At 68.4% G+C, this 20705-nt stretch carries 21 protein-coding genes; 7 read left to right on the top strand and 14 right to left on the bottom strand.

The window, feature by feature from the left end; all coding sequences use genetic code 11:
• The first annotated feature begins 38 nt into the window (after positions 1-38).
• Positions 39-791 carry a phosphocholine cytidylyltransferase family protein gene (locus tag DT074_RS01850; RefSeq protein WP_162914565.1) on the top strand — a complete coding sequence of 251 codons (753 nt, stop codon included), beginning with the start codon at positions 39-41 and terminating at the stop codon, positions 789-791.
• Here DT074_RS01850 and DT074_RS01845 read toward each other — a convergent pair.
• From DT074_RS01845 to DT074_RS01810, 8 genes are all read right to left on the bottom strand, one after another.
• Positions 772-1575, bottom strand: a complete 804-nt coding sequence (locus DT074_RS01845) for a nucleotidyltransferase family protein (RefSeq protein ID WP_119418092.1) — start codon at positions 1573-1575, stop codon at positions 772-774. The genes DT074_RS01850 and DT074_RS01845 overlap by 20 nt on opposite strands.
• Positions 1572-2726, bottom strand: coding sequence for a GNAT family N-acetyltransferase (locus DT074_RS01840; protein ID WP_119418091.1), 1155 nt, complete (start codon positions 2724-2726; stop codon positions 1572-1574). The genes DT074_RS01845 and DT074_RS01840 overlap by 4 nt, the downstream gene beginning before the upstream one ends.
• A gap of 6 nt (positions 2727-2732) precedes the next feature.
• Positions 2733-3503 (bottom strand): sterol desaturase family protein, encoded by a 771-nt coding sequence (locus DT074_RS01835; RefSeq protein ID WP_162914556.1) that lies wholly within the window; start codon positions 3501-3503, stop codon positions 2733-2735.
• Between the two features lie 127 nt (positions 3504-3630).
• Entirely contained in the window at positions 3631-4701 is a 1071-nt protein-coding gene (lptG, locus tag DT074_RS01830; RefSeq protein ID WP_162914555.1) for an LPS export ABC transporter permease LptG, read from the bottom strand.
• A complete protein-coding gene (lptF, locus tag DT074_RS01825) occupies positions 4698-5897 on the bottom strand; it encodes an LPS export ABC transporter permease LptF (protein ID WP_119418089.1) in 1200 nt (399 codons plus the stop codon). The genes lptG and lptF overlap by 4 nt, the downstream gene beginning before the upstream one ends.
• A gap of 28 nt (positions 5898-5925) precedes the next feature.
• Positions 5926-6372: an HIT family protein gene (locus tag DT074_RS01820; protein ID WP_119418152.1), complete on the bottom strand. Its 447-nt coding sequence runs from the start codon at positions 6370-6372 to the stop codon at positions 5926-5928.
• A gap of 43 nt (positions 6373-6415) precedes the next feature.
• Positions 6416-7141: an acylneuraminate cytidylyltransferase family protein gene (locus DT074_RS01815; protein ID WP_119418088.1), complete on the bottom strand. Its 726-nt coding sequence runs from the start codon at positions 7139-7141 to the stop codon at positions 6416-6418.
• 3 nt (positions 7142-7144) lie between these two features.
• The gene (locus DT074_RS01810) at positions 7145-8245 is read right to left on the bottom strand and encodes a mitochondrial fission ELM1 family protein (RefSeq protein WP_162914554.1); all 1101 of its coding nucleotides are present in this window, start codon (positions 8243-8245) and stop codon (positions 7145-7147) included.
• Between the two features lie 150 nt (positions 8246-8395).
• Here DT074_RS01810 and DT074_RS01805 point away from each other — a divergent pair, with 150 nt between their 5' ends.
• The 4 genes from DT074_RS01805 to spt all read left to right on the top strand — a co-directional run bounded on the left by DT074_RS01805 (position 8396) and on the right by spt (position 12726).
• Positions 8396-10141 (top strand): fatty acyl-AMP ligase, encoded by a 1746-nt coding sequence (locus DT074_RS01805; RefSeq protein WP_119418086.1) that lies wholly within the window; start codon positions 8396-8398, stop codon positions 10139-10141.
• A gap of 5 nt (positions 10142-10146) precedes the next feature.
• Positions 10147-11073 carry an NAD-dependent epimerase/dehydratase family protein gene (locus DT074_RS01800; protein WP_162914553.1) on the top strand — a complete coding sequence of 309 codons (927 nt, stop codon included), beginning with the start codon at positions 10147-10149 and terminating at the stop codon, positions 11071-11073.
• A gap of 184 nt (positions 11074-11257) precedes the next feature.
• Positions 11258-11506: an acyl carrier protein gene (locus tag DT074_RS01795; RefSeq protein WP_119418084.1), complete on the top strand. Its 249-nt coding sequence runs from the start codon at positions 11258-11260 to the stop codon at positions 11504-11506.
• Between the two features lie 2 nt (positions 11507-11508).
• On the top strand, positions 11509-12726 hold the full coding sequence (gene spt / locus DT074_RS01790; RefSeq protein WP_119418083.1) for a serine palmitoyltransferase: 1218 nt from the start codon (positions 11509-11511) through the stop codon (positions 12724-12726).
• A 91-nt stretch (positions 12727-12817) separates the two neighbouring features.
• On the opposite strand, the gene DT074_RS01785 is transcribed toward spt, so the two are convergent.
• The 3 genes from DT074_RS01785 to DT074_RS01775 are packed head-to-tail and all read right to left on the bottom strand — an operon-like array spanning position 12818 to position 15877.
• Complete coding sequence (locus tag DT074_RS01785) at positions 12818-13765, bottom strand: hypothetical protein (protein WP_119418082.1); 948 nt, start codon at positions 13763-13765, stop codon at positions 12818-12820.
• A 4-nt stretch (positions 13766-13769) separates the two neighbouring features.
• Positions 13770-14741 (bottom strand): diacylglycerol kinase family protein, encoded by a 972-nt coding sequence (locus DT074_RS01780; RefSeq protein ID WP_119418081.1) that lies wholly within the window; start codon positions 14739-14741, stop codon positions 13770-13772.
• Positions 14738-15877 (bottom strand): CDP-alcohol phosphatidyltransferase family protein, encoded by a 1140-nt coding sequence (locus DT074_RS01775; protein ID WP_119418080.1) that lies wholly within the window; start codon positions 15875-15877, stop codon positions 14738-14740. The genes DT074_RS01780 and DT074_RS01775 overlap by 4 nt, the downstream gene beginning before the upstream one ends.
• 99 nt (positions 15878-15976) lie before the next feature.
• Between DT074_RS01775 and DT074_RS01770 the strand changes: the two genes are divergently transcribed.
• Entirely contained in the window at positions 15977-16864 is an 888-nt protein-coding gene (locus DT074_RS01770; RefSeq protein WP_119418079.1) for a metallophosphoesterase family protein, read from the top strand.
• 531 nt (positions 16865-17395) lie between these two features.
• Here the strand turns inward: DT074_RS01770 and DT074_RS01765 are convergent.
• The 3 genes from DT074_RS01765 to DT074_RS01755 form a co-directional block, all read right to left on the bottom strand.
• Positions 17396-17812 (bottom strand): hypothetical protein, encoded by a 417-nt coding sequence (locus DT074_RS01765; RefSeq protein WP_162914552.1) that lies wholly within the window; start codon positions 17810-17812, stop codon positions 17396-17398.
• A 181-nt stretch (positions 17813-17993) separates the two neighbouring features.
• Positions 17994-18530: a pentapeptide repeat-containing protein gene (locus DT074_RS01760; RefSeq protein ID WP_119418077.1), complete on the bottom strand. Its 537-nt coding sequence runs from the start codon at positions 18528-18530 to the stop codon at positions 17994-17996.
• Positions 18527-19024: a thioesterase family protein gene (locus DT074_RS01755; RefSeq protein ID WP_119418151.1), complete on the bottom strand. Its 498-nt coding sequence runs from the start codon at positions 19022-19024 to the stop codon at positions 18527-18529. The genes DT074_RS01760 and DT074_RS01755 overlap by 4 nt, the downstream gene beginning before the upstream one ends.
• A gap of 122 nt (positions 19025-19146) precedes the next feature.
• On the opposite strand from DT074_RS01755, the gene DT074_RS01750 reads away from it, so the two are divergent.
• The gene (locus tag DT074_RS01750) at positions 19147-20544 is read left to right on the top strand and encodes an FAD-binding oxidoreductase (RefSeq protein WP_119418076.1); all 1398 of its coding nucleotides are present in this window, start codon (positions 19147-19149) and stop codon (positions 20542-20544) included.
• Positions 20545-20705: the final 161 nt, after the last annotated feature.

Here is a 20705-nt window from a genome sequence, read left to right as displayed (position 1 = left end):
GTGAATCCGAGCTAGAAGGGGGCTTTCCCGATCCGGAGATCGCGATCTTGAAAGCCATTACCCTCAGCGCCGGCCAGGGCAAGCGGCTGATGCCGCTGACCGCCGACCGGCCGAAATGCCTGCTTCCTGTCGGCGACCGCACCCTGATCGAGTGGCAGATCCATTCGCTGGCCAGGAACGGCATCACCGAGGTTGTCGTCGTCGTCGGCTTCATGGCCGAGAAGGTCGAGGAGCGGCTCGCCCGCGTGAAGATCCCGGGTCTCAAGATCCGCCTGCTGCACAACCCGTTCTATGCCGTGTCCGACAATCTCGCGAGCTGCTTCCTGGCGCGCGGCGAGATGGAAGGCGATTTCGTGCTGATGAACGGCGACACCATCTCGGAACCGGCGATCATGCAGCGCCTGCTGCAGACGGCGAAGATGCCGATCACCGTCACCATCGACCGCAAGGACAATTACGACGCCGACGACATGAAGGTCGCGGTCGAAGGCGACCGGCTGATCGATATCGGCAAGACGCTGACCAGCGACGTCACCAACGGCGAATCGATCGGCATGCTCCATTTCAAGGGCGACGGGCCGGCACTGTTCCGCAACGCCGTCGAGACGGTGATGAAGCGGCCCGAGGGGCTCAAGCTCTGGTACCTCTCGGTGATCGCCGAGATCGCCCGCGCCGGCCATGTCGGCGTCGCCTCGATCGAGGGGCTGGAATGGGGCGAAGTCGACTTTCCCGCCGATGTCGATCGCGCCAACGATCTCGCCCGGCGCTGGATCAAGGCCGGGAAGGGCTGACCGAGCGTTCGACGATCCCGCGTACCAGTTCCAGATCGGCCGGCTTGTCGACGTCGATCGCGGCCTCGGCGAACGGCATGTCGACGGCGGCAAGCCGCGCCCCGGTCCGTGTCGACAGGCGCGCCAGCGCGTCCGGCAGCGTCAGCCTGCCGAGCAGGAAGCGGGTCAGATTGCCGATGCCGAGCATTGCGATCATGCGCCAAGGCCGTTTGCGGTGGCGCTCGACCTCGCGCCAGAGGTCGGCGACATGGCGGGCGCGTTCGCTGCGGAACAGGAACAGGTTGCAGCCGCTGAAGGCGATGCCGCGGAAGCGGAGATAGGTGCGCCGCGTGCCCGGATAGGCCGCCTGGATGGTGTGGTCGGTGGCGATGCCGGCCGCGACATCCGCCTCGGCCGGCGCGTGATCGAGGAAATGCCGAACCATCTGCGGGGTGAGCAGGGCATGGTCGGCCGTGGTGACGAACAGCGGCGGGGCGCCGTCGATCTGCTCCAAGGCCCGGGCGACGGTCGCCGCCGGCGAGTCGGCGGCGCGCATCACGGAGAGGCGGCCCTCTGCGCGCCAATGCGCCAGGCTTGTCGCCGCCTCGACCAGTTCCGGCCGCTCGATGGCAATGGTGATCCGCCCCACCGCCGGCACCTGCGACAAGGCCGCGACGACGCGGGCCAGCATCGGCTGTCCGCCGATCTCGATGAAGGCCTTGTGCTCCGTTCCCGTCGCCAGCGCCAGGGGATCGTCCGGCCCGCGGCTGCCGGCCAGAATGAGCGCGGGAATGGGGCCGCTCACGCCAGCTCTTTGCCGTAGATCCGATAGGTCTTGTAGGGCGGGCCGCAGAGCGCCTCGCAGATGTGTCGCATGGCCGTGTTGTCTTCCAGGATCCACGACAGCTCGATATGGCGATAGCCCTGGGCGAGCCCCGCCTCGCGCAGCTTGGCGATCAGGTAGAGCGGGATGGTGGCGCCGAGCGCGGTGCTCTGCAGCTTGCGCTTGATCCCCATCAGCGGCACACGGCCGCCGTTCACGCCCCTGATCTTGAGCCGCCAGATCAGCTTCACCACGCCGAACGGCAGCAGCTTCCCGTCGAGATCATGGATCGCCTGGTGCAGGTCCGGCAGGCCGATGATGAAGCCGACCGGCTCGCCGTCCAGCTCCGCGAACCAGAAATAGCGCGCCTCGATCAGCGGCTTCAGCTCCTTGCCGAGATGCAGCACCTCCTCCGGCGTATAAGGTACGGCGCCCCAATTGTCGGCCCAGGCGTCGTTGAAGATGTCGAGGGCCCGCGCCAGCTCGACACCGTATTCCTTCGCCCGCATCGGCCGGATCACCAGCCGCGGCGGCGCCTGGCGCGACAGCAGGCGCGCAATCGCCTTCGGCGGCTCGGCCACCATGTCGTAGTCGTAGGCGTAGACGTCCTTCGCCTTGGCATAGCCGGCCTGTTCCAGCAGCCCGCCCATATAAGGCTGGTCATGCGCCATCAGCAGGCGCGGCGGGGTGTCGAAGCCGGCGACCAGAAGGCCCATCTGCTCGTTGATCGACAGGTTGAACGGCCCCAGCACCCGGCGCATGCCCTTGGACTTCAGCCAGGCTTCGGCCGTGCCGGTCAGCGCGGCGACCACGTCCGCGTCGTCGATGGATTCGATCAGCCCGAAATGGCCGCCCTGGGGATCGTGCTTGGCGATGTGCAGGCGGCATATCTGCGCGCTGATGCGACCGACCGCCTTGTCGCCCCGGCGGGCGTACCAGAAGCGGGTCTCGGCATGCTTGAAATATGGGTTCTTCGTAGCCGACAGCGCGTCGCGCCGCTCAATGTAGAGCGGCGGCACGAAGTGCGGCTGACCGCGGTGCAGCTCGTGCTGGACCCGGACAAAGGCATCAAGATCGCGCGGGCCCTCGACCGGGACGATCTCCAGGCCTTGTTGTGCTCCCCCCGCCGTCACAACGCCCTAGGTCGCTTGTCTCAAGCCCTGGGCCGGCCGGCGGGGTCGGTCGCGCGGCAGCTCGCCAGAGAGCTGCGCCACCCAGGGATAGCGCTTGGCCTCTTCCAAGTCATAGCCGAGGTTGAACACGGTGGCGCTGCGCGGCAGGTCCTTCGCCGCGCCGTAGTAAGTGCCGAGCAGCCGGTCGACGGCGAAATTGGTGATGCCGTAATTGCCGTTCTCGTTGTGGAAATGGTGCTGCAGGTGCCGTTCCTTCATCCGCGCCAGAAAGGCATAGCGCGGCTTGTAGTTCAGGTGCTGGATGCAGTGGCAGAATTCGTAGAAGCAGGTGGTCAGCAGGCCGGCGGCGAAGGCGGCGGCCGCGGCCGGCGGCCCGCCGATCAGCCAGCCGATCGCCGGCGTGACCAGCACCAGGGTCGGCAGCGTGTTGGTCAGCGAACCGAACAGGACTTCAAGCTTGTTCGGATCCTGATGATGGTCGAAGTGGATGCGCTTCCACAGCGCCGCCGACCATCGCATGCGATAGAGCCAGCGGCCGTGCAGCACCCAGCGGTGCAGTGCGTACCAGACCGCGGGGTAGATCGTGACCGTGGCCGCAGCAGCCAGCAGCGGCGCGGCCAGCCCGTCGAGCCAGTAGATCGCCAGGCCGAGGCTGACCGCCGCGAGCAGGGCATAGACCTGGATCGCCGGATAGGTCACATAGGCGACCACCAGCTCCCGGAACGTCATGCGTCCCAGGTCGTAGGCATGGCCCTTCCAGGATTTGCTGTTGAACATGGCGCGCGGGCCCGTTCCTTTCACCGGCCTTCAACCGCATAGATGCGGCTCGCAGCCTTAACGCAAAGTCACAAAATGTTAGCGGGTGTTTCCCTGGCGGATTTCCGCGGTTTTCTGGATATGGAAGCTACCGTTCGGTGTGCACCAGGATGGTGCCGGCGACGCTGGTGAACAGGATGGTCGGCGCCCAGGCGGCGAAGGCGGTCGGGAACATGCCGCTCTCCCCGGCGACCAGAACCAGGCCGTCGGTGACGAAGAAGGCGAAGCCGATGATGACGCCCAGGCCGAAGGCATAGCCGGTGCCGCCGCGCCGGCGGCTGGTCTGCGCCACCGGCGCGGCGATCAGTACCATCAGGAAGGTCGCCACCGGCGTCGCGAACTTCTTCTGCAGCATGGCGTCGTAGAACCGCACGTTGCGGGCGCCCACCTTGCTGCGTTCGCTCAGGCTGACCAGCGAGGCGATGGAGTATTGCCGCGGCGGCAGGGCGAGCTCGGCGAAATCGACCGGCTTCAGGTCGGTTTGCCAGACGGCGCTGGCGAGCTGGCGGCTGTCGGCGCGCCGGTCGATCTCCTGCACTTCTTCGAGCCGCCAGCGGCCGTCGACATAATCGGCCCGTTCGGCCAGCGTGACCATCGTCAGCTCGCCGGCATCGTCGAGGTCGAAGATCCGCAATCCTTCCAGATGCGTTCCGGGCAGCCGGATGGAAGTGACCGCGACGATGACATCCGCCCGGCGCACCCAGGAAATCGAGCGGTTGACCGGACTGTCCTCGCCGCGCGGCGCGGTCGCCTCCCACCAGAGCTGCAGCTCGCGATCGGTATGCGGCGCCACCCACTCGCCAACGGCGAAATGGAAGGCGGCGACCACCGCGGCGGCCGGGGTGAAGGTGAGCAGCAGTGTGAAATACGAGATCCCGATCGCCTTCATGGCGATGATCTCGTTGCGCTGCACCAGGGTCACCAGCGTGATCAGTGCCGCCAGCAGGGTGGCGACCGTGCCCATCTGCACGATCAGCGACGGGAAGCGCAGCCGGGCATAGTAGAAGATGGTCGAGAGCCCGCTGTTCTCCCGCGCCAGGATGTCCTTGGCGCTGTCGAGCAGGTCGAGCAGCTGCAGCAGGCCGGCCAGCGCCAGCAGGCACATCGCGAAGCGGGCAAGGAAGAGCCGCGAGACGTAGAGAGCGAGCGACCGGCTCACGAGGCGGCCGTCTTGTCGGAAACCGGCCGGCCGTAGCGGCCGAGCCATCGCGCCAGCCACTCGGCAAGGCTGGCCAGCGGGTTCGAGCCCGGCCGCGAATTGGCCCAGCTGAACAGCCAGGCGCCGCTGGCCGCAAAGATGATGAACGGTGACCAGATGGCGACTGCCGGCGGGATGCGGCCGAGATCGGCCATGCTCTCGCCGAATTGCAGCGCGTGGTGATACAGGAAAAGCAGGCCGCCGGCGATCGCCAGCCCGGAGGCCCGCCTTGCCCGCTTGGCCGAGATGCCGAGCGGCAGGGCGACGAAGGGCAGCACCGGAATGGACAGGATGCGGGCCAGGCGGCCGTTCAGCTCCGAGCGGACCCGGCGCTGCATGCCGGGATCCTCGTCGTTGCGGCGCTCCCAGAGTTCGAGCAGCGTCATCTCGCGCTCGTTCTCGCCGCGGGCGCGGAACGGCGGCACGTTGTTGGTCAGGTCGATGCGGAACTCGACGGTGTCGAAGGTCGAGGCCGAGGGCTGGCGGTCCTCCGGCCGGGTCACGATCTGCTGCCCGTCGACCAGCCGCAGCAGGAAGTTGGTGCCGTCGTCGGAGCGCACCATCGAGCCGCGCTTCGCGGTGATGGCGGCGGCGCTGCCGTCCTTGTGGAACTGGTGCACGAAGACGCCGTGCAGGGTGCGGCCGCCATTCTCGATCTGGTCGACCATGATGGTGTTGCGGCCCTGGGCGGTGACGAACACGCCCTCTTCCAGGATCGCCTCCCAGGCCGCGTTGGTCACCAGATAGACGATGGAGCGATAGGCATAGCGGCTGTGCGGCTGCAGATACGAAAACAGGAAGGCGGTCGCCACGGTCAGCACGATGGCGAGGCCGATCAGCGGCGCGATCAGGCGCTTCAGCGAGATGCCGCAGCCGAGCATGGCGTCGAGCTCGCTCTCGGCCGAGAGCCGCGAGATCACCACCAGCACCGACAGGAAGAACGCCGCGGGCAGCGCCATCCCCATGTAGTGCGGCACCAGGTTCGCCACCATCTTCAGCACCAGCACGAACGGGCCGCCCTTGTTCACCAGCAGGTCGAACAGGCGGAGCATGCGCTCGAGCAGCAGCGCCGACAGCACGATGCCGAGCCCGACCGTGAGCGGGCGGATGGTCTCGACCAGCAGATAGCGATCCAGCGCGCCGAACGGCTTGTTCATATCGCTTGCCTTCCGCGGCGCCGGCGTCTCAAGCGCGACGCCAGCCCGACCTCACCAGCGCCAGCAGGTCGGCGAAAGCCGCATCGGACAAGGCGAGCGCCTGGGTCACGTCCGGCGGCTTCGGCCAGTTTGCGTCCGTGAGTGCCTGTCCGGCGAATTGCCGCGGGCCGGCATAGCGGGGGATCACGTGAAAATGCACGTGGGGGTCGACCATCATCAGCATCAGGTAGTTCATCTTGTCGTAGGCGAACAGCGATTTCAGCGTCGCCTCGATATCGGTGATGGCCTGGCCGAGCCCGGCCGCGGCATCGGGGCCGATCGCGCCGAAGCTGGTCGCGGCCCCGCGGCAGGCGAGCACCAGCGAGCCGAGTGTCACCTGGCGCGGGCGCAGCAGAACCATCCAATGGGGATATTCCGCGACCAGCGTGCGGGGATAGCCGAAAGCGGCGATGGTGGCGTTGGGCGCGTCGCTCATGTTGGTCATGTCCGTTGGGCGCGCGGCCAGGATAGGGTGGGCTTCATGTCCCTCGCAACCGGGCTTCGCGCGCCATGGCCCATTCGGCGAGTTCGATCTCGATCGGGTCGTCGATGTTGACAATGAAGCGGTCGATCACAACGGCGCAGCAATCCTCCTCCACGATGTGCAGGCGGTCGACCAGCGTGGCGCGACGGGTGGCATAGCAATGCCCGTTCCGCGTGTAGTAGGGCGGGATGCTCTGCCGGCTGGTATGGCGCGCGCCTTCCGGCAGGTAGAACCGCATCACACCGTTCGGATCGATCGTGAAGGTCTTTTCCGGCGTGTGATGGCCCGGCACGCGGCTGACCGTGGCCGCCGCCGCATGGTTGCCGTCGAGCATCGCCGTCACCGTCCGCGTCACTTCGTCCGGCTCGCGCATCGGGCTGGTCGGCTGCAGCCAGACAGAGAGGTCGAAGCGCCGGCCGTGCTGCCGCTCCGCCTCCAGCCAGGCATGGCGCCAGGTCTCGGCCGCGCCGGCCGTGTCGCCCGAAAGCTCGGCCGGACGGAGGAACGGCGCCTGCAGCCCGTGCCGGCGGCCTTCCTCGGCTATGTCGGGGTCGTCGGTCGAAATCAGCGCCGCGTCGAGCCAGGGCAGCGCCCGCACCACGGCGGCGGCGCGGGCGATCAGGCTCTGCCCGCCGACGGCTTGCAGATTCTTGCGCGGCACGCCTTTGCTGCCGCCGCGCGCCGGCACCACGGCCAGCACCGAAAGGCCGCGCATTGCCATCCCCTAGCGCTCCTGCATCAAACGGCGCACGCGCTCGACGACCAGGTCGAGCCCGGCGACGGTGCCGCGGGGCGCAGCGGTGGGCGGCGTGGGCATGGGACGGTCCGGCAGCTCCTGCACGAGGCCTTCTCTGTAAAGCCGCGCGAGCAGGAGGTCGAGCCGTCTCGGACCGTAGATCAGGCCGATATTCAGGAGCCATCGGTAAAGCCGTCGAAGCGGGCCGCCGGCGCCCGGCCTGTCGGTGCCGAAACGCCGATGCAGGCGCCAGGACAAGGGAAGCGGTTGCACGGAACGAGGCTCGCCGAACGCGAAGACGGGCCGCCCCGTGGTCACCGCATCGGCGAGCATCGAAGCGCTGTCGGCGGTGACGACGAACACGTCGCCGGCGGCGAGCAGGCGGGGATAGGGACTCGGCCCGGGCGTCGCGCCGAAGCCGAGCGTGCGGCTCGGCTCGGCATAGGAGGCGAGCAGCGTGGCCGCCACCGGTTCCGGCGTGCGCCGGGAGGTGGTCACCAGCAGCGAGCCCTGCCAGGTTTTCGCCATCGCCTCGAGATGCTCGCGTAGCCGGCGCGCGGCGGCGGCATCGAGGGGAAACGCGACCGACGGGCCGCCCACGAGAGCAACGATGCGCGGGCGCGGCAGCGCTTCGAAATCGCCGATCGTATCCGCGGCGGCCGGTGTCGCGATCGGCAGCGGCAGCTCGATCACGTTCGGCCCCGGCGCGATCGCGTATTGCGGCGTCGTCACCACCAGGTCGAACCAGGCTGCCGGGGCACGCGGCCGGCCGATCTGCACCAGCCGGGCGTGACCGCCGGCCCGGCGGCGGATCCAGCGGGCGACCGGCACGCTGCGCCGGCCGACCGCGATCACGAGGTCCGGCCAGGGGGGCGCCAGGGGGGCGGACCGCCGGCGGTCGAGCGTCGCCAGCGAGGCGCCGAACAGCAGGTTCGGCAGTTTCCGCAAGTCCCGATAGGCGAGGCGCTTGACCTCGAACGGCCAGCCGAGCGCGCGGGCCAGCGCCAGGACCTGGGCGTTGTCGCCCGCCTTGTCGCCGAGCAGCGCCCAGACGCGCGGCGCATCTGTGGCTTCGGAGAGGGGGCTCACGCGACGATCTGCGTCCGGCGCGCCGGGCACCGCCCCTCGCCGCGATGGCGCCACATCTCTGCCTTGCGCCGCCGCTTTCTTGCTGTATCCGGGTCCATCTGTTACAGAGCCCCGCTTTGGCGCCTGCTCCGGGTCGCCTACTCTATGTTGATGTTGAATCCGACTCCGACAGACAATACCTCGCTGCCGCGGCGCCTTGGCGACTTTCCGACGATCGTTGCCGCGCTCGACTACGCGGCGCGTGGGGAAACCGGGCTCAACTTCCACTCGGCCCGGGGCGACCTTGCCGAGGTGCTGACCTATGCGCGGCTGCGCGACGAGGCGCTGGACCTGGCCGGCCGTCTGGCCGGTCTCGGATTGAAGCCCGGCGACCATGTCGCGCTGGTGGCGGAGACGGAGGCCGATTTCGCCCGCGCCTTCTTCGCCTGTCAGTATGCCGGCCTGGCGCCGGCGCCGCTGCCGCTGCCGCAGGGCTTCGGCGGCAAGCAGGCCTATATCGATCAGCTGCGCGGTCTGATGCAGGCCTGCCGGCCCAAGGCCGCCATCGCCCATGCCGACCTGCTCGGCTATGTCGAAGCGGCGGCCGACGGGCTCGAGCTCCTGTTCCTTGGCAACGTCGCGACGTTGGCGAACCGGCCCTCCGTGCCGGTCGAGCACGCCGCCCAGCCGGCGGATGTCGCCTACATCCAGTTCTCGTCCGGCAGCACGCGCTTTCCGATGGGCATCGTGGTGACCCAGCGCGCCTTGATGGCGAACGTGATCGGGATCACCGCGCATGGCCTGCAGGTGCGCGAGCAGGATCGCGCTGTGTCCTGGCTGCCGCTCTATCACGATATGGGGCTGGTCGGATTCTTCCTCGCGGCGTTGGCCTGCCAGATCTCGGTCGACTTGATGGCAACGCGCGATTTCGCGCGGCGGCCATTGCTCTGGCTCCGCCTGATCGGGCGCAATCGCGGCACGCTCAGCTACAGCCCGACCTTCGGCTACGAGCTTTGTGCCCGCCGGGCGGAGACGGCGCCGATCGACGATATCGACCTGTCGTCCTGGCGCGCCGCCGGGATCGGCGCGGACATGATCCGGCCGCAGGTGCTGAACCGCTTCGCCGAGACCTTTGCCCGCATCGGCTTCAGGGCGACGGCGCTGGTGCCGAGCTACGGCCTGGCCGAGACGACGCTCGCGGTGAGCTTCGCACCGCTCGACCGCGGCATGCTGACCGACACCGTCGATCTCGATCGTCTGGAGGATGAAGGCATTGCCGCCGCGCCGAAGGGGCCGAACCGCCGCGCGCGCAGCTTCGTCGCCTGCGGCCGGCCGCTGCCGGCACATGACGTCAAGCTGATCGATGCGACCGGCGCGGCGGTGGGCGAGCGGCGGGTCGGCCGCGTGCTGACGCGCGGCGCCAACCTGATGCAGGGCTATCTCGACCGGCCGGCGGAGACCGCGGCGGTGCTGGACGGCGAAGGCTGGCTCGATACCGGCGATCTCGGCTATTGGCTGGGCGACCAGATTGTCATCACCGGCCGCGCCAAGGACCTGATCATCGTCAACGGGCGCAATATCTGGCCGCAGGATCTGGAATGGGGTGCCGAGCGCGCCGTCGGCCTGCGCAGCGGCGATGTCGCCGCCTTCGCGGTGGATGCGGGCGCTTCCGGCGAGCGGGTCGTGCTGCTGGTGCAGTGCCGCGCCTCGGCGGCCGCCGACCGCGACGACCTGCGCCGCAAGGTCGCCAATGCGGTGAAGGATGTTGCCGGCGTCGAGGGCGATGTCGTGCTGGTCGCGCCGCATGCCCTGCCGCAGACTTCCTCCGGCAAGCTCAGCCGCTCGCAGGCGAAGCGGATGTTCGAACAGGGCGCCTTCGCGCCCGCCGCCGGTCCCAGTCGCGCCGCGGCGCGCTGATCTCCTTGCCGCGCATCGTCGCCATCACCGGCGGCACCGGATTTGTCGGCCGGCATCTCGTGCCCGCATTGCTGGCCGAAGGCTGGCATGTGCGCTCGCTCGCCCGGCGCTTGCCCGAAGATGCGCGGGGCGAGGAAGTGGTAATCGGCAGCCTGGCCGACAGCGCGGCTTTGGCCCGGCTGGTGCGCGGCGCCGATGCGGTGGTGCATCTTGCCGGTGCGATCAAGGCGCGGAGCGCCGCCGAGTTCATGCTGGCCAATCGCGACGGGACCGGCGCGCTCGCCGCCGCGGCCGCTTCGGCCGGGGTCGGTCGTTTCGTGCTGGTATCGACGCTGGCGGCGCGCGAGCCCTGGCTCTCGCCCTATGCCGCGAGCAAGCGCGCCGCCGAGATCGTGCTGCCGGCGCGTTTTCCCGGCGCCTGGATCGTGCTGCGGCCGACGGCGGTCTATGGTCCGGGCGATCCCGAGACCTTGCCCTTCTTCCGTGTCCTGGCGCGAGGCATTGCGCTCAGGCTCAACCGTTCCGAGGCGCGCGTCGGCATGGTCCATGTCGCCGATCTGGTGGGCGGCATCCGCCGCGCCCTCGCGCCGGGCGGCGAGGGGCGAATTTTCGAGGTCGACGACGGTGCAGCGGCGGGCCATCTCTGGGGCGATATGCTGGCGGCCGGCGCCCAAGCGGTCGGGCGCCGCCCGATCGTCTTGCCGGTACCGCGTGCGGCCCTCTGGGCCACCGCCCTGCTGACGCAGGCCGCCGGGAGGCTGACCGGTCGGCCGCAGATTCTCTCGACGGGCAAGGTGCGCGAGATTTACCATGCCAGCTGGGCCCGCCAGGGCCCCTCGCTGGCCCAGATCGGCGGCTGGGTTCCCGGCATCGATCTGACCCAGGGGTTCCGGGAGACTGTCGCCTGGTACCGCGAAAATGGCTGGATCTGAGAGTTAAAATCGGCTTTTGCGCCGCAATAGTTGGTTACAGTTTGTGATTTCTTGTTGGAATTGCGGCCACTTACCTTCTCGTTGCAGTTTTGCGGCAGGGGCGCCGCAGGAGGTGCGCCGGCCGGACCGGCCAATTCAGGGATTTGGATTACGGTGATGGTGAACGCGATTGGGATCCAGCGTTATGTCCGGTGACGACCAGGAGATCTTAACCGCGATCATCGAGACGTTGGGGGCAGTGACGCAGAACAAGGTACCGGTGACTGCGTCGACCGTGTTGCGCCAGGACCTCAATCTCGACTCCCTCGCCGAGATGGATTTGTTGATGGCGTTGGAAGACAAGTTCGACGTTTCGATCTCGATCAACCATCTGCCCGAGATCGAAACCGTTGGAGATCTGGCGGCGATGATCGCCAAGATGAAGGAAGGATAGAGATGGGCCTGTTCGATAAGTTTGCGCCGCTCTTGAAGGAATACGAGCAGGTCACCGCGGCCGGCCACAACCCGTTCAAGGTGAATGTCGGCAAGGTCGTCTCGCCGACCGAGGCGGTGGTTAACGGCCGCCCGACCATCATGGCCGGCACCAACAACTATCTCGGCCTCACCTTCGATCCGACCTGCATCGACGCGGCCGTCGACGCGCTGCGCCGCGAAGGCACTGGCACCACCGGCTCACGCGTCGCCAACGGCTCGTACGAGGAGCATCGTCGCCTGGAGCAGGAGCTCGCCGATTTCTTCGGCCGCCGCTCGGCCATGGTGTTCTCGACCGGCCATCACGCCAATCTCGGCATTCTGTCGACGCTTGCCGGCCCGCACGATCATCTCGTCATCGATGCCGACAGCCATGCCAGCATCTACGACGGCTGCAAGCTCTCGAGCGCGCAGGTCACCCGCTTCCGCCACAACAATCCGGAAGATCTCGACAAGCGCCTCGCGCGGCTGGCCCGCCAGCCCGGCGAGAAGATCGTCGTCGTCGAAGGCATCTATTCGATGCTGGGCGACCGTGCGCCGCTGAAGGAGATCGTCGAGGTCGCCAAGCGTCACGGCGCCTATGTGGTGGTCGACGAGGCGCATTCGCTCGGCGTGCTCGGCCGGCATGGCCGCGGCCTCGCCGAGGAGGCCGAGGTCGAGGACCAGGTCGATTTCATCGTCGGCACCTTCTCCAAGAGCCTCGGCGCCGTCGGCGGCTTCATCGTCTCCAACCATCCGGAATTCGACGTGCTGCGCGTCGCCTGCCGGACCTACAAGTTCACCGCCTCGCTGCCGCCCTCGGTGATGGCCTCGGTCAGCGCCGCCCTCGGCGTGCTGCGCAAGAAGCCGGAGCTCAGGCTGCGCCTCAAGGCCAACTCGACCCTGCTCTACGACGGCATGCGCCGCCTCGGCTATCAGGTCGGGCCGGAGGTCAGCCCGGTGGTCGCCGTGCACCTGCCGAACCTGGAAGTGGCCGTGCGGTTCTGGAACATGCTGCTGGAGAGCGGGATCTACGTGAACCTGGCGCCGTCGCACGCGACGCCCAACGGCGTGTCGCTGCTCCGCTGCAGCGTCTGCGCCGCGCATAGCCGCGAACAGCTGGAGCGCATCCTCGATGTGTTCCAGGCGATCGGCACCGAGCTCGGCCTGCTCGAGGAGCCGCGCCTCGCCGTCGCGCAGTAGCGCGCCACAGCGGGACGCACGGATACCGACGCCCCGCCTCGGCGGGGCGTCGTCGTTTCAGCGGTACACGCGCGTCATCGGAATGGGCGCATCATCGGAACACGCCCTGGCGCCACGCCCGCCAGAACACCACTGGCGCGCACAGAATCGGATGCGCGCGGGCGAAGGCTGAGACATCGACCTTGCGCCCGGAATGCCGCTCGGCCTTCCAGATGAGATAGTCGACGCCGCCATCGAAGGTGTAGACCGCCTTGACCAGTCGCAGCAGCGTCAGGCTCTTGCCGCGACGTACCTTGGCGCGCCAGCCGCGCCGCGCCGCCTCGCGTTCGGGCGCGGCGATGGTGAGGCGAAGCTTGCCGCCCGCCTCCGCGACAGCGATTCCGGCGGCGGCCAATGCCGGCCTTGCGAGCCGGTCATAGCGCTCGGAATCGAATCGATAGATCACCGCCGGCCGGTCGCTTCGCTCGGTGCGGAATTCGGCGCCGAAGGTATGCGCGAACAGCTGCGTCCAGAGCTCTGCGGGCGACAGATCGGCCGGGAGTAGGGGCGCGACGCTGCCGATGGCGGTCACCACGGCTTGCGACAGCCTTTCGACCAGTTCGCCGCGAACGGCCTCGTCGCGGGCATAGACGATGCCGGTCGGCTGGCAGAACCGCGCCCAGACCGAGGTCTGGCGGCTGTCGGGCCGGGTCAGACGGTCGAGATCGTCAAGCGACAGGACGGCCACCTTGGCCCGGAGATCGCCGTCGCCGTGCATCGCCTTGAGGTGAAACACGTTCGGCGGGACCAGCCGGTTGCCGAGCGCCAGCAGGCCGCTGCCGAACGCGGCTTCGTAGCTGTCGACGATGGCGTAGAAGTCGAGCACGCCTTCGGTCGTTCCCGCGCGCAGGCACGAGCCGTAGAAGATGATGCCGGCGACCGCAGGGCCGAAGCGCTCGCGCACGGCGGCCACCATGCGCTGGACGCCGGCCGTGACGGGCTTCGACGTCTCGGCGTCGATCGCCGTCCGGATGAGCTGCATGGCGTCGCCGGCGCGCATGGCGTCAGCTCAGGCGCAGAAACCGGAACGGGCGCTCGATCGTGATGTCGACGAAACCACCCGGCCCTGGCTCCACCACCTCGCCATCGACGATAAAGGGGCTGGCGGTATCGAGACGAATCCGGTCGGCGCGGCCGCTGCGATAGCCGGCTGCCTCCATCCAGGGCGACGGTCGGCCGAACAGGACGCGCGGCAGCGCGCGGAACACACGCACCGGCGGTGCCGTGACGTCGAGCCAGCGTATGCCGCCGTCCCCATCGCCCCAGAACGGCCGCAGGCCGAGGACGAGGCGATCGAGCGTGCTGAGCAGCAGGAGGAAGCGTCGCTCGCCGGGAAGGTGCGCGCCGTTCACCGTGACCTGCATGGCATCGCCGTTCAGAAAGATCTGGCGGTCGGCGCCGAATATCGCACGCCAGACATTGGCGAGGATGCCGAGGCCGGCCGCCGCGTGCTGGGTCGCGCCGAGCCGGTGTACGCGCTCCCAGGAGAGCAGCGTGCCGCGATGGAACGCCGCCGCGCCGAGCAGGAAGCCGTGCAGTGGCGGCAGTGCATCGCCGCGCTCGATCCGCATCGGGGCGTGCGTCACCGTGGCCGCTTCCAGGGTCGCCGCGCTGGCCGTGAGCAGGCGATCGATCACGGCGTCGCGCGGTGCGGTCGCGCCGATCTCGGCCGCAATCAGATTGGTCATGCCGGAGGGCACCACCACGAGGCGCGGCAGCCGCGCGAATTCAGGGACCCGGAGCGCCGCGGATACGGCAGCGACCACGGTGCCGTCGCCCCCATCCACGACAAGGTCGGTGATGCCGCCGCGCGCCATTTCACCGAGGCTCGCGGCAAGGTCGCCCTCGCCGCGATAGGAGATGCGCGGAATCTCCGGCCGCTGCTCCAGCGCGCGCAGCACCGCATGGTCGGTGCGATTGCGCCGCGCATCGGGATTGGTGATGACGCCGATCCGCACGGCCCCCTGCTGGATCATGCCGGCTCTGCCAGCCAGGAGGCGATCGGCCCGCGCCGCTTCGCGACGGCGGCCTGGGCGATGCGCAGGAAGTGGAAGCCGAGCGAGGCTGCGGTCCAGAGCGCCACCGACCACAGCCCGAGATCCGGCCGTCCGACCATGGCGAAGGCCATCAGCAGGATCAGGTTCGGATTGCGCCGCGCCGTGATCAGGCGGAACCAGGTGTCGACCGGGCGCCAGATATGGATCTCGAGGCCGAAGCGCCAGATGAAGAAGCCTTCCTGCAGGCGCCCGATCACGTAGCCGGCGACGATGACGGCGACCAGCGCGGCGATCTCCGGGGTCAGCGTCGGGCCCGACAGGCCGACGCCCCAGGCGTAGTACCAGAACGGCGGATGCACGAGGTCGATGCCGTGATCGAACACGTCGCCGAGCTTGGTCGAGGTCAAGGTGACGCGGGCGAGCTTGCCGTCGACGGTGTCGAGGAAGCACATCATCCAGGCGAAGGCGAGGCCGGCGATGAAGGCCCCTTGCCAGAACAGCCAGAACGCCGCGATGACGCAGCCGAGGCTGACCCAGGTGACGGCGTTCGGCGAGATGCCGGCGCGGGCGCACCAGCGCGTCACCGTCAGCGCCGGCCGCGGCCAGACGTATTTGGTGACCAGGTCGGTGGCTCCCTTGTAGGCGCCGGTGAACATGCGGGCCTCGATCATCGGCGCCTTCGCTGCCGTCAACGGCTCGAGCAGTGGCTGCATGCGCTTGCGCAGCTTGGCGTTGTAGCTGCTGCTCAGCGCCGACGGAGGCAGCAACCGGTAAGTCTGCGGCAGGCCCGCGGCATTGCCTTCGATCAATGCCGTCGCGGCGACCCCGGCTTCGGCCGCCGGCGCGTGCACGGCGACCAGTGCGGCGCCGTCTTCCGTCGTCAGCGCCGTGCGCGGCGCGACCGCCAGGTCGCGAATCAGCGCCTCGTCGGTGACGAAATCGGCGCGGACAAGCACCTGACCGTCGGCGCTGCCGGCCTCGACCGCGATGCCAAGGCGGGCGAAGAGGCGCTGCAGGCGCTGCTCGGAAGACATTCCCCAGATCTCGGCGGCACCGCGGCCGACCACGCGCCCCGCGATGGCGGGCCGCGCTGCCTTCGAATCGCGGTTGCTCATACCCCGATGACGCCCTAATCAGCCTGCGACGGGCGCCTCATACACGCTCGGCGCCTCCGACGCGACTCCCTGCGCGACCTTCTGCCGAGCCTGCCCGCAATGTTCCGACTGGCCCACCTGACCGACCCGCATCTGCCGCTGCCGCCCGCGCGCCTGCGCGATCTGCTCGGCAAGCGGGTGCTGGGCTGGCAATCCTGGCACCGCTCCCGTCGGACCACCCATCTGCCGGCAGTGCTGGCGGCGGTGCAGCGCGATCTGGAAGCCCACCATCCCGACCGCATCGCGGTCACCGGGGATATCGGCAACATCTCCCTGCCGGCGGAGATCGCCGCGGCGCGTGCCTGGCTCGCCGGGCTCGGCCCCCCCGGGCAGGTCATGGTGGTGCCCGGCAATCATGACGCCTATGTCCCGCTTGGGCCGGGCGGGGCGATGCCGGCCTGGGCGCCGTATGTGACCGGGGATGCCGGCGAGGCCCAGCCCGCGGTGCGCCGGATCGGCGAGGTGGCGCTGATCGGCGTCAATACCGGCTGGCCGATGCCCTGGTGGTCGTCGCAAGGCCGGGTCGGCGGCGACCAGCTCGCGGCGCTGGAGGACCGCCTGGCGGTGCTCGGCCGGGAGGGGCTCTGCCGCATAGTCCTGATCCACCACCCGCCGCTAGCCATCCGCGGCGGGCGGGGCCGCAAGGGCCTGGCCGACGCAGCCGCGTTCCGCGCCGTGGTGAGCCGGGCGGGGGCAGAGCTGGTGATCCACGGTCACACGCATCGCCGGCACCTCGGCAAGATCGAGGGGGTTGCCGGCGCGACCCCGGTGATCGGGGCACCGTCCGCCTCCGCCGGCAACGACCGGCACGGCGATCTGGGTGGCTGGAACCTGTACGAGATCGGCCGCGCGGCGCGCGGTTGGACCATCGGCGTGACCTGCCGGACCGCCGGGGCCGCCGGCGCGCCGTTCACAGCTTCGCAGTTCGATCTTGCCGTATCGCCGTGAGCGCGTCCGCGGGCGGCGGCAATGAATTTCCAGAGATCAAGACGTCGACCCGTGAATCCAAATTTCTTGCGGTCAAGTGTATTGCGCCCTCATTGCAAGCTTGACTTCGACCCGTCCGACTATGCCGCGAATCGGAGCGAATCGGCTTGATAATTGGAATGAACGACAGCGTTTTCCACAGGCCTGTGGATATTAATAGAATATTAACCAAGTAAATACATGGTGTCTTCGGCGATACGGCGTGTTATTATTGGATGTTGATTGTGGAGAGCTGGGTCGTATCTATATGTAGCGTTTGATTTGACCGGCGAATCTACATTTTGTAGGTAAATGCTGCATCGGCCGCGCAAGGCCGGGCTTGACGGGGATGAGGGTCGAGGATGGTGAGCCCATATCTTCTGCGGCGGCGGCGGAGCCTGGAAGAAGCGCTGAGCGACCGGCTGCGGCAGGGCCGCCCGGTGCCGGCAGGCTTGGATCCTCTGGCGGAACAGGCGCTGGCGGCAGCGCGCGGCGACGACGCGCTGCCGGCGCTCAGGCTTGTTTCGCGGCGGCCGGATCCGCCGGAGTGATCGACGAGGTCGCGGCCGCCTCGGCAGCAGTCGCGACGGGCGGCGCTTCGACACTCGGCTCCGTACGGGGCGCCTCCGAGCGTGGCGGCTCGGCCGGCGGCGGATTGGTCGCCGCCTCGGTCGATTTGTATTCCCGCACCACCCGTTCCGGCGGCAGCTGGAAGCGGACGTTGCCGTTCTCGACATCCCGCACCTGCAGCAGGGCGAGGCCGGCCTCGGCATCGATCTCGATCACCGGGCTCAGATAGCGCACCTGCGACGAGTTCGAGTTGGCGGGCTTCGGCGCCGGCTCGGCTTCGGGCTTGGGTGGCGGCGCCACGTTCGCCGAGGAAACCCTCGACGATACAGGCGCGGACGCGGCTGCACTCAACGTGGCCATGATTACACCTCTCTCGATGCAATACGCCTACCCCCTAATTTGTGGAGAGGCAAGTACAAAATCATTCTCGCGGCAATTTAACCAGTAATATTTGCAGTTATATTTGCTAAAGTTTTATCAAAGAACATCAATTTACCAAGCAAGTGTCTGAGAAATCGAAAGATACACCCCAGTGAAGACTTCACTCCTTGTTTGGCCGTGCGGCCCGACATTGCCCGCTCGACCCTTCGCTGCAGCGGGTCCGACCGTCGATCCACAGCGCGCCGCTCAATTCCGCATGCAGCAGGTCGGCGCCGTCGATCTGCGCGCCGCTGAGATCCGCCCTCTCCAGATTGGCCCGGAACAGCTTGGCGCGGCGGAGATCGACACCCTTCAGCGAGGCGCCGCGCAGGTCGGCGCGGGTCAGGTCGGCCTCGCGCAGCACCGCCTTGTCCAGCACCGCGTTCCGGAGCCGTGCCGCGGTCAGCCGGGCCCGCCGGCCATCGATCTCGACCAGCCGGGCGCCGGTCAGGTCGGTGGCCGAGAGGTTGACCTCGCGCAGGTTGGCGCCGGTCAGGTCGAAGCCCGGCATGTCGCGGTCGTTCAGCTGGCAGCGCTGCCAGTTGACCCCGGGCCCCGGCGGGGCGGCGCAGTCGCTGAGCTGGGCCGAGGCCGGCCATGCGCTCGCGAGCAGTGCGGCGATCCCGATGGCGAAAGCGTGGCGCGGTGCGGAATTCACGCCGACTTGCGCCGGATGGCGATGACCGAGCCCGCCTCGGCCGGGCGGGGCAGGGCGGCGTGCTCGGCCTTCAGCGCCATCAGCCGCTCGCGCTGGGCCGCCGGCCAGGGCGCGGTCCGCCGGCTGCCGAGATCGACATGCAGCGCGATCTGCTCGCAGGTGGCGGCGAGGTAGCCCTCCGTCCCGTGATACATCCGCATGAAGTAGTGCATCCGCTTGTCGTCGGCATCGAGCAGCTGGAAGGTGAAGCGGAGCGGGTCGCCCTGCAGCACCTCCTGGCGGTAGTGGACGTGCATCTCGAGGGTGAAGATCGACTGGTTGGTCCGCTTGACGTAATCGGCACCGACATCGATGCGGTCGCAGAACCGGTCGAGCGTCTTGTCGAAGGCCAGCACGTAATAGGCCACGTTCATATGGCCGTTGTAGTCGATCCATTCCGGCAGCACCTGCGCCGGGGGCAGTTCGAGGGCCGGGTCCAGAGGCTTGTTCGGCATGTCGTTCAAGGGCGATTTCCTCGTGCTTTCTTCTGCTTGGCGGGGGGCGGATCATAACAGCGGGGGGCTCGCACGGAAGCCGGCGTCCCGGTAGGCTCGGACCTCAATTCCCGGAGAGCCCGATGAGCGCCGTTCCCGCAGCCACCAATGCCTGCATCGCCGAGCTGAAAGCTCTGCTCGGCGAGCGCTGCACCACGGCCGAGGCGGTGCGCGAGCACCATTCCAAGGGCGAGAGCTGGCACGCCGCCCGGCTGCCCGACGCGGTGGTGTTCCCCGAGAGCACCGAGGAGACCGCCGAGGTCGTCAGGATCTGCGCCCGCCACCGCACCCCGATCGTCCCGTTCGGTACCGGCACCTCGCTGGAAGGCCATGTCGTGGCGCTGAACGGCGGCGTCTCGGTCGACATGACGCGGATGAACCGCGTGCTGGAGGTGAACGCCGAGGATCTCGACTGCACGGTGGAGCCCGGCGTCACCCGCAAGGCGCTCAACGCCTACTTGCGCGATACCGGCCTGTTCTTCCCGATCGACCCGGGCGCCGATGCCTCGATCGGCGGCATGACCGCGACCCGCGCCAGCGGCACCAACGCCGTCCGCTACGGCACCATGCGGGAGAACGTGCTGGCCTTGACCGTCGTGCTGCCGGACGGTCGGGTGATCAAGACCTCGCGCCGCGCCCGCAAGTCGGCCGCCGGCTACGACCTGACGCGGCTCTTCGTCGGCTCCGAAGGCACGCTCGGCATCATCACCGCGATCACGCTCCGGCTCTATGGCGTGCCGGAAGCGATGTCGTCCGCCGTCTGCGGCTTCAAGGATCTCGCCGGCGCGGTCAACACCGTGATCGCGACGATCCAGGCCGGCATCCCCGTCGCCCGGATCGAGCTGCTCGACGACGTGCAGCTCGACGCCATCAACAAATATTCCGGCCTCGATTATCCGGTGCAGCACACCCTGTTCCTCGAATTCCACGGCACCCAGGCCGGGGTGAAGGAGCAGGCCGAGATGGTCGGCGCTATTGCCGCGGAGAACGGCGGCGGCGAGTTCCAGTGGACCACGCGGGCGGAGGACCGCTCCAAGCTCTGGCAGGCGCGGCACGACGCGGCCTATGCGGCGCTGGCGCTGCGCAAGCACGAATGCAACAACCTCGGCCTCTGGGCGACCGATGTCTGCGTGCCGATCTCGCGCCTCGCCGAATGCATCCTGGAGACCAAGCAGGACCTCGACGCCAGCTTCCTGGTGGCGCCGATCGTCGGCCATGTCGGCGACGGCAATTTCCACCTGGCCTTCGTGCTCGATAAAGATAAACCCGCCGAGCTCGCCGAGGCCGAGCGGATCAACGAGAAGCTGATCCTGCGCGCGCTCGCCATGGGCGGCACCTGCACCGGCGAGCACGGCATCGGCTACGGCAAGGCCAAGTTCCTGCAGGCCGAGCATGGCGACGCGGTCAGCGTGATGCGCCTGATCAAGCAGGCGATCGACCCGGCAGGCCTGATGAACCCCGGCAAGATGTTCACCGCGTGATAACGCCCGCGGCGCAGGCTTGATCTTCTCCCTCTCCCGCACCGCGGGAGAGGGCCGGGGTGAGGGCCCGTTGCTGAAGCAGCGCGTCCGGACACTCTCACCCTCACCCAACCCTCTCCCTCAATGAGGGAGAGGGCTCCAGTTGCGAAGGCGGAGTGAGC

Source organism: Desertibaculum subflavum (genome assembly GCA_003576705.1).
GTDB lineage: Bacteria > Pseudomonadota > Alphaproteobacteria > Ferrovibrionales > Ferrovibrionaceae > Desertibaculum > Desertibaculum subflavum.
This window is presented reverse-complemented; position numbering and strand designations above follow the sequence as displayed.